At 64.3% G+C, this 11,802-nt stretch carries 9 protein-coding genes and 2 pseudogenes; 3 read left to right on the forward strand and 8 right to left on the reverse strand.

The window, feature by feature from the left end:
- The first annotated feature begins 6 nt into the window (after positions 1-6).
- Positions 7-1,488 (forward strand): benzaldehyde dehydrogenase, encoded by a 1,482-nt coding sequence (locus XcuCFBP2542_RS07535; protein WP_104602973.1) that lies wholly within the window; start codon positions 7-9, stop codon positions 1,486-1,488.
- An 88-nt stretch (positions 1,489-1,576) separates the two neighbouring features.
- Here the strand turns inward: XcuCFBP2542_RS07535 and XcuCFBP2542_RS07540 are convergent, their stop codons facing one another.
- Positions 1,577-2,473: a helix-turn-helix domain-containing protein gene (locus XcuCFBP2542_RS07540; protein WP_104602974.1), complete on the reverse strand. Its 897-nt coding sequence runs from the start codon at positions 2,471-2,473 to the stop codon at positions 1,577-1,579.
- A gap of 98 nt (positions 2,474-2,571) precedes the next feature.
- Between XcuCFBP2542_RS07540 and pobA the strand changes: the two genes are divergently transcribed.
- Together pobA and XcuCFBP2542_RS07550 are read left to right on the forward strand one after the other, a co-directional pair.
- Entirely contained in the window at positions 2,572-3,759 is a 1,188-nt protein-coding gene (pobA, locus tag XcuCFBP2542_RS07545; RefSeq protein ID WP_104602975.1) for a 4-hydroxybenzoate 3-monooxygenase, read from the forward strand.
- Positions 3,760-3,857: 98 nt separating this feature from the next.
- A complete protein-coding gene (locus XcuCFBP2542_RS07550; RefSeq protein ID WP_146090311.1) occupies positions 3,858-4,415 on the forward strand; it encodes a helix-turn-helix domain-containing protein in 558 nt (185 codons plus the stop codon).
- On the opposite strand, the gene XcuCFBP2542_RS07555 is transcribed toward XcuCFBP2542_RS07550, so the two are convergent.
- The 7 genes and pseudogenes from XcuCFBP2542_RS07555 to XcuCFBP2542_RS07585 all read right to left on the reverse strand — a co-directional run bounded on the left by XcuCFBP2542_RS07555 (position 4,412) and on the right by XcuCFBP2542_RS07585 (position 11,752).
- Positions 4,412-5,514 (reverse strand): IS3 family transposase gene (locus XcuCFBP2542_RS07555; protein WP_104603015.1). Its coding sequence is split into 2 segments (ribosomal slippage): positions 4,412-5,265 and positions 5,265-5,514, totalling 1,104 coding nucleotides; the frame shifts between segments, so codons are not numbered across the junction. The genes XcuCFBP2542_RS07550 and XcuCFBP2542_RS07555 overlap by 4 nt on opposite strands.
- A gap of 61 nt (positions 5,515-5,575) precedes the next feature.
- A pseudogene (locus XcuCFBP2542_RS20285) lies at positions 5,576-5,692 on the reverse strand (helix-turn-helix domain-containing protein); the annotation flags it as partial.
- 46 nt (positions 5,693-5,738) lie between these two features.
- Positions 5,739-6,626 carry a hypothetical protein gene (locus tag XcuCFBP2542_RS19985; RefSeq protein ID WP_104602978.1) on the reverse strand — a complete coding sequence of 296 codons (888 nt, stop codon included), beginning with the start codon at positions 6,624-6,626 and terminating at the stop codon, positions 5,739-5,741.
- A 278-nt stretch (positions 6,627-6,904) separates the two neighbouring features.
- A pseudogene (locus XcuCFBP2542_RS07570) lies at positions 6,905-7,594 on the reverse strand (IS5 family transposase); the annotation flags it as partial.
- 109 nt (positions 7,595-7,703) lie between these two features.
- Positions 7,704-9,098 carry a trypsin-like serine peptidase gene (locus XcuCFBP2542_RS07575; protein ID WP_104602979.1) on the reverse strand — a complete coding sequence of 465 codons (1,395 nt, stop codon included), beginning with the start codon at positions 9,096-9,098 and terminating at the stop codon, positions 7,704-7,706.
- Between the two features lie 202 nt (positions 9,099-9,300).
- Positions 9,301-10,800, reverse strand: coding sequence for a glycerol kinase GlpK (glpK, locus tag XcuCFBP2542_RS07580; RefSeq protein ID WP_104602980.1), 1,500 nt, complete (start codon positions 10,798-10,800; stop codon positions 9,301-9,303).
- A 130-nt stretch (positions 10,801-10,930) separates the two neighbouring features.
- Complete coding sequence (locus XcuCFBP2542_RS07585) at positions 10,931-11,752, reverse strand: MIP/aquaporin family protein (protein ID WP_104602981.1); 822 nt, start codon at positions 11,750-11,752, stop codon at positions 10,931-10,933.
- Between the last annotated feature and the right edge of the window lie 50 nt (positions 11,753-11,802).

Consider the following 11,802-nt stretch of genomic DNA (forward strand, 5'->3'; position numbering starts at 1 on the left):
CAGACCATGAATGCTCTTCCCAGCGCAGTCGCATCGGCGAATGCCACTCCGGCGTGGCACGGCCGCCTCTTCAACGGCGAATGGGTACCCGGCAACGGCGGCGTGCTGCCGGTGCTGGAACCCGCCACCGGTGCGGTGTTGCACGAGGTCGGCAAGGCCGACCTGAGCGATGTGGCTGCCGCCGTGGCGCAGGCCAAGCAGGCACAGCATGCCTGGGCAGCGACCGCGCCGCGTGAGCGCGCAGCGGTCTTCCATCGTGCGGCGCAGCTGATGCAGGCGCGGCGTGCGGAGGCGACCTTGCTGATCGCGCGCGAGACCGGCGGCATCCTGCCCAAGGCCGAGCGCGAGGTGGATGAAGCGGTGGTCATCCTGCAGCAGGCGGCCGGCATGCCGTTGCAGGCCTCGGGCCAGATGTTGCCGACCACGTCCGGCCAGCTCAGTCTGGCCCGCCGTCTGCCGCTGGTCGTGATCGCGGTGATCTCGCCGTTCAATTTTCCGTTGATCCTGTCGCTGCGCTCGGTCGCGCCGGCGCTGGCCGTGGGCAATGCGGTGGTCCTCAAGCCCGACCCGCGCACGCCCTATACCGGCGGTGTCCTCATCGCGCAGGTGCTGGAAGAGGCCGGCCTGCCCAAGGGCGTGCTGCATGTCCTGCCTGGCGATGGCCAGATCGGGCAGGCGCTGGTGGAGTCGCCGGACGTGCCGATGATCGCCTTTACCGGCTCTACCGGCGCTGGTCGGCGCATCGGCGAGCTGGCCGGGCGCCACCTGAAGAAGGTATCGCTGGAGCTTGGCGGCAACAATGCGGTGATCGTGCTCGACGACGCCGACCTGGACCGCGCGGCCTCGGCCATCGCCTTCGGCGCCTACATGCACCAGGGCCAGATCTGCATGGCCACCGGCCGGGTCCTGGTACAGCGCAGCGTGGCCGAAGCGCTGACCCAACGGCTGGCAGAGAAGGCGCGCCACCTGCCCGTCGGCGATCCGGTCAGCGGCACGGTCGCGCTGGGGCCCATCATCGATCAGCGTCAGTTGCAGCATGTGGTCGACATCGTCAACGACAGCGTGGCCGCCGGTGCGGTGGTGGAAGCCGGCGCCACCCACGAGGGGTTGTTCTATGCGGCCACCGTCTTGTCCAACGTGCGTCCGGGCATCCGCTCCTTCGATGAAGAGGTATTCGGGCCGGTCATCAATATCTGCGTCTTCGATACCGATGACGAAGCCGTCGCGCTGGCCAACGGCAGCGAGTACGGACTGGCTGCCGGCATCATGTCCGCCTCGGTCTCGCGCGCGCTGTCCGTCGGCGAACGCCTGCACACCGGCTTGCTGCACATCAACGACCAGACCGTGGCCGACGAAGTGGTCAATCCGTTCGGAGGCACCGGTGCCTCCGGCAACGGCACCAGCGTCTGCGGCCCGACCGATTGGGAGCAGTACACCCATTGGCAATGGCTGACGATCAGGAGCGAAGTGCCGCAGTACCCGTTCTGAGGACGCGGCCGGGACCGGGTTGCCGGTCCCGGCATGGCGGGAGTGTTCTCGCGGCGCTGGGCGTTGTCGGCTGGCGCAGGCGCGCGCATCAATCGCCGGCACGGAAGCGTGTCGGTGAACAGCCGGCATGCCGCGTGAAGTAGCGGCTGAAGTAGGCAGCATCGAAAAATCCAAGCGCTGCGGCGATCTGCTGCACGCTCAGGCTGGTATAGCGCAAGCTGCGGCGCGCTTCCAGCATGATCCGCCGTTGCAACAATTCCAGCGCGCTGGCGCCGGTCAGGCGCTTGCACAGTGCGTTGAGATGGCCTGGAGTCACGCCCAGTTGGTCGGCGTATTTGGACATTGGCCAATGCATGCGGTAATGCTGGTCGATCAGCGCCTGGTAGCCGCGCAGATGGCGCAGCGCGGGATCGCCTTGCGGGCCTTCCGCATTGGTGGCGTGGGCATCTTCCAGCACGGCGCGCGCGGTCCAGATCAACAACTGCGCGGCGGCGGCCTGCACGGCTGCCTCGTAGCCGATGCGCTGGTGTGCGTGATCGCTGGCAACGCTGGCGAACAACGCATCGAGCAAGCCCCGCGCCTGCGTCACCTGCACCACGGCAGGCGCGGTCATGGCACGTTCCAGCAGCGGGGCGGCGCCGAGTGCATGGCGCACCAGCGGCATGCACAGGGTGATGACGTGCCCACGCACACGCGGGCCGAATGCGAAACCGTGTACGCACAACGGCGGCAGCCACACCACCGTGGCGCCGCGCAGCCGTTGGGTGCGCCCATCCAGTTGCAGCGTCGCCGGCCCGCGTTGCAGGTAGAGCAGTTGCGCCAGCGCGGCATGGCGGTGCGGGACGATACGCCAGTCGTGCAGCCGGCTGCGCGCGGCAATCGACTCCCAATGCAGCCACTCCGGTGGATCGCAGCGGTGTTCGCCGTACAACCCGTAGGCGGGGACGGCGACGCTGGAGGTACTGCGCGGTGGTCGGGTCGGCATCGGCGAAAAGTCCAAGGGCTGCCCGCAATCATCCCTTCAATCCAGGCGCCTGGCTACCGACACTGCAGCTCTGGTCATTCCCAAGGCAGGAGTCGCGTATGCGCACGCAGGTTGCGATCATCGGTGGCGGTCCGTCCGGTCTGTTGCTGGGCGAGTTATTGCAGCGCAGCGGGATCGATACCGTCATCGTCGAGCGGCAGACGCCCGAGCACGTGCTGGGGCGCATCCGCGCCGGAGTGCTGGAGCAGGGCAGCGTGGAACTGCTGCAGCGTGCCGGTGTGGGCGAGCGCGTGCAGCGTGAAGGCCTGTTGCATCATGGTTTCGAGCTGTCGGTCGACGGCCGCCGGGAACGCATCGACCTGCTGCGCGGCTGCGGGCGTGGCGTCACCGTCTACGGCCAGACCGAGGTCACCGCCGATCTGATGCAGGCCCGCACACGCAGCGCCGCCCCTACCTATTACGGCGCAGGCGATGTCGTGCTGCATGCGCTGGACAGCGATGCCCCCGTCGTCGAGTTCGTGCACGACGGCACCCGCCAGCGCATCGCGTGCGATTACGTGGTTGGTTGCGACGGCTTCCACGGCATCAGCCGCGCCAGCATTCCATCGGAGCGCTTGCGTGTGTTCGAGCGTGTCTATCCATTCGGATGGCTGGGCGTGCTGGCCGACACGCCGCCGGTCCACGATGAATTGATCTACGCGCGGCACCCGCGCGGCTTTGCACTGTGCTCGATGCGTTCGTCCACGCGCACGCGCTACTACGTGCAGGTGCCTGCCGATGCACGGGTGGAGGCATGGAGCGATGCGGCGTTCTGGGACGAATTGCGGGCACGCCTGCCGGCAGAGTTGGCCACGCAACTGGTCACTGGCCCCTCGATCGAAAAGAGTATTGCCCCACTGCGCAGTTTCGTCGTCGAGCCGATGCAGTATGGGCGGTTGTTCCTGGCCGGCGATGCCGCGCACATCGTGCCGCCGACCGGCGCCAAGGGCCTGAACCTGGCGTTGGCCGATGTCGGCCTGCTGGCGCAACTTTTCACGCGCTGGAAGGCCTCGGGCGACGCAGCGGTGTTGCAGCAGTATTCGGCGCTGGCCCTGCAACGGGTGTGGAAGGCCGAGCGCTTTTCGTGGTGGATGACCACCCTGCTGCACCGCTTCGATAACGAGGATGCCTTCACCGCGCGCATCCACGCCGCCGAGCTGGATTACCTGCTGGGCAGCGAAGCCGGGCGCGCCACCATCGCGGAGAATTACGTGGGACTGCCGTTGGCCACGTTGCCGGCTGCCTAATCCGCTGAATCATTGAAATCGGGTGTGAGGTCTCCAGATATAGATGCATGCAAAGATCCCTACTGACGATCGACCAGCGCGCTGAACTGGATGCATTGATGCGCAATGCCCCACGGCAGCGCCGCCTTGGCGCGTCGTACGTCGTGCTTCGGGGCGATGGAGAACGTCGGGTCGATACTCGCAGCAAGCTGGCCTGTAACGATGCTTTCGTCTCCAAATGGACTGCCGCGTTCCAGGCGCAGGGGTTGGCCGGCCTGGTGTCCTTGCATCCCGGGCGTGCACCCAAGATGCCAACGGCCAAGCTGGAATCACGGGTGCTCAATCGCACGCTCAAGCACAGCTCCACGGATGGCTCAACGCACTGGAGCAATCGCAAGCTGCCGGCCGAACTGGGCGATGTGTCGTTCTCTACGGTGCAGCGTATCGGGCGTAAGCATGGTGTGCGCCCTCACCGGCTGGAGACCCACATAGACTCCAACGATCCGGACTTCGAGACCAAAGCGGCGGATGTGATCGGCATGTATCTGCAGCCGCCTGCGCACGCTGCGGTGTTCTGCGTGGACGAGAAAACCGCGATCCAGGCGCTGAACCGCAAGGATCGGATGCTGTCGCTGGCGCCCCGACGTCCCCCCGTCCTGAGTAGCAGGCGGGTCTAGAGTCCTGGGTTGATGATATCTTTGTTGGCCAGCTGTTGGGCATACGCGGAGGGCGTCAGTCCGCCGATGGCTTTTTTGGGTTGCTCCTGGTTGTACTCGCGTCGCCAGCGCTCGATCTCGGTGCGCGCATGCAGCAGTGTGGGGAACCAGTGTTCGTTGAGGCATTCATCGCGCAACCGGCCGTTGAACGATTCGACATAGGCGTTCTGGTTTGGCTTGCCGGGTTGGATCAGCCGCAGCTGCACGCCGCGGGCATGCGCCCAGGCGACCATGGCCTTGCCGCAGAACTCCTTGCCGTTGTCGGTGCGGATCACCTTCGGCAAGCCGCGGCTGATGGCCAGCCGATCCAGCACACGCGTCACGCCGTGCCCGCAGATCGCTCGCTCCACGTCGATGGCGACCGCTTCATGCGTGGCGTCGTCCACGATCACCAGACACTTGATCGCCCGGCCTTCGGCGGTGCGGTTGAACACAACGTCCATCGACCACACCTGGTTGGCCTGTGATGGCCGCGACAACGGCTGACGCTCGCCCACCGGCACTTTCTTGCGCTTGCGGCGTCGGACTTGCAGCTGCTGCTCGCGGTACAACCGCTCCACACGTTTGTAATTCACGATGCGTCCTTCCTGCCGGAGTTTGAGATAGATCATCCCCACGCCGTAGCGCTTGTGGCGATGCGCCAGTTCCACGATGCGCTCGCGCAACGCAACGTTGCGATCCTCGCGCGGGCAATGGCGCAGCGCACTGGCGCTCATACCCATCGCCGCCAAGGCGCTCCGCTCGCTGGCCCCTCGCCCTACCCACTCGCGCACCAGTGCTCGCCGTGCCGGTGCGCTCACCATTTTTTTTACAGTGCCTCCTTGATCAGATCGTTCTGGAACACCTGCTCGGCGAGCAGCTTCTTCAGGCGCGTGTTCTCGGCCTCCAAGTCCTTGAGCCGCTTGGCATCAGGCACGCTCATCCCACCGAACTTGCTGCGCCACAGGTAGTACGAGGCCTCGCTGAAACCGTGGCGCCGGCACAGATCCTTGATCGCCACGCCGCTTTCGGCCTCACGCAGAAAGCCGATGACCTGCTCGTCAGTAAAACGCTTCTTCACGTCCAATCTCCTTCGGGGTAGGCAATTGGACTCTAGACTGGCGTGCTACTCAAAATCGGGGGGACGTCGGGCTTCTGCCTAGCAGCCTGGAGATCGAGCGTAAGCTTTGGCCGCGTCGGGTTTCGATTTGCAGCATCGCGCGCTCTTCTGAACTCAGATGAAAATAGCTTTTTGACATGTGCATACCCTACTTGCCATTGGGGTGTTGCACTTGGAAGTTGAGTCTAAGCATCTTCGTCTGTGCGTACTGCAGCACTTACGTCTGCGGGTGGTTCGGAGCCCTGTTCGGAATTGCTGAGTCTGCTGCGGCTATCAAGCAACCTGACCGCCCCAGACGGCGCTTCACGCGGGCCCGCCATCCATGCCGATCCAAACGCAGCCGCCGCGCCGACACCCCATGCCACGGATGAAGCAGTGCCCAGATTGACTGCCTTGAGCGGCGCGTCCTGCTGAGCGGCCGCAGTGGCGGCGGCAGCGAGCCCGGCAGCCGCGATATTGGCCGCACCGCTGACACCCTGCAGCACCCGGCTCGGCATAACGGCGGCGGTGTCGCTGGCAGCACGCACGAGGTTAGCTCCCCCATTCAATGCCCAAGCAGACGCCGACGCATACGCTACGCGGCTACTGTCGCTTCCGCTCAACGATGTCGCCAGCGAACTGAGTACGCCAGCGGCAGCGCCTACCGCATTGGCGCTTGATATCACCGCTTTGGCAGGCACGTTGCCGAGCTGGTTGACGACCGCGCCACCAGCCCACAGTGCACCGCTGACGATGCCCGTGAGCTTGGCTGGTAGCTGCTGCGAGACGGACAGTCGCGCAGCAGCTACCGAGAGACCCGATGCCGCCGCATCCATCAGCGGGCCACCGTAGGCGCCTAGCTGTTGCAACATGCCTGGCACATTGGCAGGCGGAGGCTGCGACGATGCGTCCGTACGCGTTCGAACCAGCGGCCGGGAAGGTGCTCTGCCAAGAGCGGACAAGGCTGTTTCCCCGGGCGGCGTGGTCGAGACGGATTCTGCCTGGACAGCAGGACCCAATTCCAAGTCGGTGAATTCCAGGGCGGTGCCCGTGTCAGCGTGCGACGCTACCGAAGACAGGTTGCTAGTAACCATCTCTATTCCTGATCGATCATGACATAGGCAAATTAAACGACTGTTGCGTAAAAAAAAAACAAACCCACACAAGCCAAGCGTAAATCTTATGCAGCGCTGCGTGATTCATTACACATGGTTCATCTGCGGGATGTGGCGCACAGGTAACCCAGGCCAATGGCTCAGAGCGTCCGGGCGACTACCTCGACAAGCACGCACCTCCACCGTAAGCGTCCGGCAACCTCACCTATACACGCCGCCAGCAGCTCGTTGGGATATCGCACGGGCGAGGCGTCGGACCGATTGACCCAACCGAAACTGCGCTCCGCGACCCAGCGGCGCGGCAGCAATACAAAGCCTTTCTTGTCCTCCGGCAGTTTTAAGACGTGCAGTTCGATGCCTTCCTCACTGCGCGGCTTGGGCTGGTCCTTCGCCTGTGTAGCCTCGATCGACGAAGGCCGGTTTTACCGTCGCGCCTGTGACATGCTGAACTTCCTGCGCCAGCGCTCCCACTTGGGGCGTTCCTGCTCGTCGGCTTGGGTGACCTGCACTGCCAGCAGATGGTCAAGCATGTCCGCCGCCATGTGCACCTTGCTGCCCCTTTTGCGCTTGTAGCCGTCGTAGCCAGCACATGGTCCGCTTTCGCATGTGGACTGCAGCTTTCGGCCATCCAGGATCACGGCGCCGGGCTGCCCCTGCGTGCCTTGCGCCACCCGCAAGATCGAACGCAAGCCGTTGAGCATGGCCTCAAAGCAGCCAGCCTGCAACCACCGTTGGGTTTGCTGGTAGAACGCCTCCCACGGCGGAAACTCGTGGGGAATCAGGTGCCAGGGCGCTCCGGCTCGCGCCATCCGGCGCTATGCGTTGAACATCAAGCGCAGGTCGTACTTGCGCTGCTGTGCCTGCGGATCCATCAGCGTCCAGTAGGGCGCAGCGAAGGCCCATTCTTCATCGGATACGTCGGTCGGATAAGGGCGTGGTGGCTCCATCTGCTTACGATAGTCGCGCGAGCCTCAAGTTCATAACACGCTCTAGGCGGAAAGCACCCCGCAGCAATCCAGCGCGGCAGGCACCTGGCCTGCCACGCGCCATCACCGCTTACTTGCCGAAGTAGGTCGAGATGAGCGGATACACATCCGAGAAGCGCGAATAGTAGTCAGGATTGGTCTTTGCTTCACAGCTCGAATCTCCCCCCAACAGTCCGCCACGCAGCTGATACGAACCGTCACCGGCAATGGTGAACAGGCCGGAGCCAGATGAGCCAACTTCGGTGATGCCCTGGCTCCAGACCACGCCATTCATCGGCTTATTGTCCCCCGAGGTCGCATTGAGTGCAGTAACGGTGCCTAGCGAATATTTCTTGAAGCCGCCCAGCGGGTGGTGGATGCCCTCCATCGGGGTGCCCGTCGCAGCGATGGCCTTGCTGCTCCAGCCCCCATAAAACGCGCCGTTTGGCGGTGCATTCTTGAGCTCCAGCAATGCAGTGTCACGGGTCAAGTCGAAATGGCGCAGGATTGCACCGCCGCTCACGGTAGTGGCACGTGGGCTAACGGTGCTGCCGTTGCAGCTCGTTGTCTCATAGAACCAGGACGTCTGCAGCGTGTCGGCCACCGCCTGCGTATTGATGCAGTGCGCCGCTGTCCAGACCAGGTAGCGCTTGGGCGTATTGTTGTTGTTGAGCAAGGTGCCTGTGCAAGTGAACGTTCCGATGTTGTTGGTGGCGATCAGCCGCATCACCGCCTTGGTGGCGTTGGTAAACCCGGTCGTGGGATTGGCGCGGCACACCACGTTGTTCTCGCAGGACGTACTGGCGGCGGCAATGGTCATCATCTCGCGTGTGCTGGCGGTGGGGCTGATATCCAGATGTGACAGCCGCGGGATGGAGAGGCTGAAATTTTCGGGGTATTGACCGGCCGGTAGCGCCAGCTCGATCAACAGGTTCTGGCCATTCACCGCTGGCGACCAACCTGCGTTCTTGCCATTGGCAGCAAACGTGGCACCGGATTGTTCGAATACCTGGCCATCGTCGCCAGTGAAACGCAGTGTCACCTTGGAAGGGTCGCCCGGTGTTGCACCTGCACCACGCAGCACCAGCGAGGCGCGCAGCGCAGCCGCTTGAGCAGAACTCACGTTGAATGTTGCAACACGCGATCCATCGCCGGCCAGCTTCCAATCGAGCTTGGAAAGATTCACCAGTGGCTGTGCCACCATCCGCGTAAAGCCGATCTGAAACGGTTGACCATGTTTGACCTGATCGACGCGGCGCGCGTGCAGGCCGCTGAGTTCAGCCTGCGTGGGAGCGGCGAGTTGCACGACGCGGCTCGGCACGATCCCACCGCGCAAGCGCGCAGACTGCAGTTGCGCGGTTCCCAGCGCGGATGCCTGTGGTGTGCCGACAACCGGCGCCGCGCCCATTTCGGTGGGCGGCGACGCCAGTGCGGTGCCGGAAACTGCAGTCAACAACGCCAGATACAACGCCTTCTTGCGATTCATGAAGAGTCCTTGTCGTCAGGGAGTGATGCGGCGCGGCAGCGGCCGTGCGCGGACGCTAGCGTGAGCGCCGAGTGAGACTAGCGACTGTTCATGGATGAATGTGTGCCATGTGTTGACAATCTCGTTCAGACCGCATGGTTCGACGCATACGATGCCGAGAGCTGCACAAATGGCCGATTCAGCGCAGCGCCTCGATGACGCCTCAGCTGATCCGGAAGCCCATGGTGGCCTCGACCGCCTGCTGCCATCCGGCATAGAGCTGCTCGCGCTTGTCGGCGGCCATGGCCGGTTCGAAGCGACGATCCACTGCCCACTGCTTGGCGATTTCCTCGCGGCTGCTCCAGAACCCGGTCGCCAGCCCAGCCAGATAGGCCGCGCCCAGCGCGGTGGTTTCGGGCACTTCCGGCCGCAGCACCGGTACATCGAGGATATCGCTCTGGAACTGCGCCATGAAGTCGTTGGCGATGGCGCCACCGTCGGCGCGCAGCTCCTTCAGCTCGATGCCCGAATCGCTCTGCATCGCGGTGAGCACGTCGCGGGTCTGATACGCCATCGACTCCACCGCCGCACGCACGAAGTGTTCCTTGCTGGTGCCACGGGTCAGGCCGAACACCGCGCCACGGATATCGCTGCGCCAGTAAGGCGCGCCCAGGCCGACGAAGGCCGGCACCAGATACACGCCATCGTTGTCGCCGGCACGCTCGGCATAGGCCTGCGAGTCGCTGGCCTTGCCGAGCATGCGTAGACCATCGCGCAGCCACTGCACTACCGAACCGGCGACGAAGATCGCTCCTTCCAGGGCGTATTCCACCTTGCCGTCGATGCCCCAGGCGATGGTGGTCAGCAGCCCGGCCTTGGAGGCCACCGCCTTGTCGCCGGTATTCATCAGCATGAAACAGCCGGTGCCATAGGTGTTCTTCGCCATGCCCGGCTCGAAGCAGGCCTGGCCGAACAGCGCGGCCTGCTGGTCGCCGGCGATGCCGGCGATCGGCACCTGCTCGCCATAGAAATACTGGGTCTGGGTCATGCCGTAGACCTCGCTGGAAGAGCGCACTTCCGGCAGCAGTTGTGCCGGCACGTCCAGCATCTGCAGCAGGTCGGCATCCCACTCCAGGGTGTGGATGTTGAACATCATGGTGCGCGAGGCATTGGTGTAGTCGGTGACATGCACCTTGCCGCCGGTAAGGTTCCAGATCAGCCAGCTGTCGATGGTGCCGAAGGCCAGCTCGCCGTTGCGGGCGCGCTCACGCGCGCCTTCCACATGGTCGAGGATCCATTTGACCTTGGTGCCGGAAAAATACGCATCGATCAGCAACCCGGTCTTGTCGCGCACCATCTGCTCGTGCCCGGCCTCTTTGAGCTGGGTGCAGATGTCCTTGGTCTGCCGTGATTGCCAGACGATGGCGTTGTAGATCGGCTGGCCGGTGGCCTTGTCCCACACCACCGCGGTTTCGCGCTGGTTGGTGATGCCGATACCGGAAATCGCACGCGCATCGATCTGCGCGTTGTTGAGCAGCTCCGTAATGGTGGTGTAGACGCTGGTCATGATCTCGCGCGGGTTGTGTTCCACCCAACCCGGCTGCGGAAAAATCTGCGCGAACTCGCGTTGCGCCACGCCGGCCACCTTGCCCTGGCGGTCGAACAACATTGCGCGCGAGCTGGTGGTGCCTTGATCGATCGCCAGGACGTAGTGCTTTTCCATCGAAGATTCCTCGAACAATGCCGGCGTTGCCGCACGGCGAGAGTGGTCGGTGCAACCGGGGACGCTGCACGCATGGCACGCCAGCGGCGGCGATGGGTGCTGCGGCCTCATGGGCCGCAAGGCTCGGCGATCAGTGCGGATCCAGCGGCGGCGCGTCGCCTTGCAGGTGCCGCACGCGTGCCGGCAGGAACGGCAGGATCAGCCACTGATACGCCAACGCACCAATCGGCCCGCCGATCAACGGCCCGACGATCGGCACCCACCAGTAATTGTCCTTGGCCGGCAGGGCGGCTTCGCCCCAGCCTGCGAAGTAGGCGAACACGCGTGGGCCGAAATCGCGTGCCGGATTCATCGCCCAGGCTTCCAGATATCCCATCGAGGCCCCCAGCGTGGCCACCAGCAGGCCGATCATCAATGCGCCCGAGTTGGCGCCGGGTGCGGCTTCGTTGAAGCGCTCGGTGATGGCGAAGATGCCGAAGATCAGGAACGCGGTGATGATGATCTGGTCGACCAGGGCGTGCATCGGCGTGACCGCCAGACCCGGCGCGGTGAAGAACACGCCAGCGGCACCGCCGGCTTCGCGGGTGAGCTGCTGCACCTGGTTGTAGTGATCGATCACCGGCCCGTAGAGCTGGTAGACGATGGCCGCGCCCAGGAAGGCGCCGATCACCTGCGCGATCCAGTACGGCAGCACCTTCTTCCAGGAAAAGTCGCGGAACAGCGCCAGTGCCAGGGTCACCGCCGGATTGGCGTGGGTGCCGGAGACCGCGCCGGTGACATAGATGGCTAGCGTGACCGCCAGTCCCCAGGCGATGCACACCCCCCAGTAGGCATTCTGGTACGGGCTGGGGTCGTACAGCACGTACATCGCCGCCACCGAATCGCCCAGCGCGATGATGATGAGCATCGCCACCGCTTCGGAAATCAACTCACCCACGTATTGACGGTTCATGCGGGCAGGCCCGCGTTGCAGTCACGCTTGCGTGATGTACGCACTGGTGC

It is taken from the genome of Xanthomonas cucurbitae (assembly GCF_002939885.1).
Taxonomy (GTDB): domain Bacteria; phylum Pseudomonadota; class Gammaproteobacteria; order Xanthomonadales; family Xanthomonadaceae; genus Xanthomonas; species Xanthomonas cucurbitae.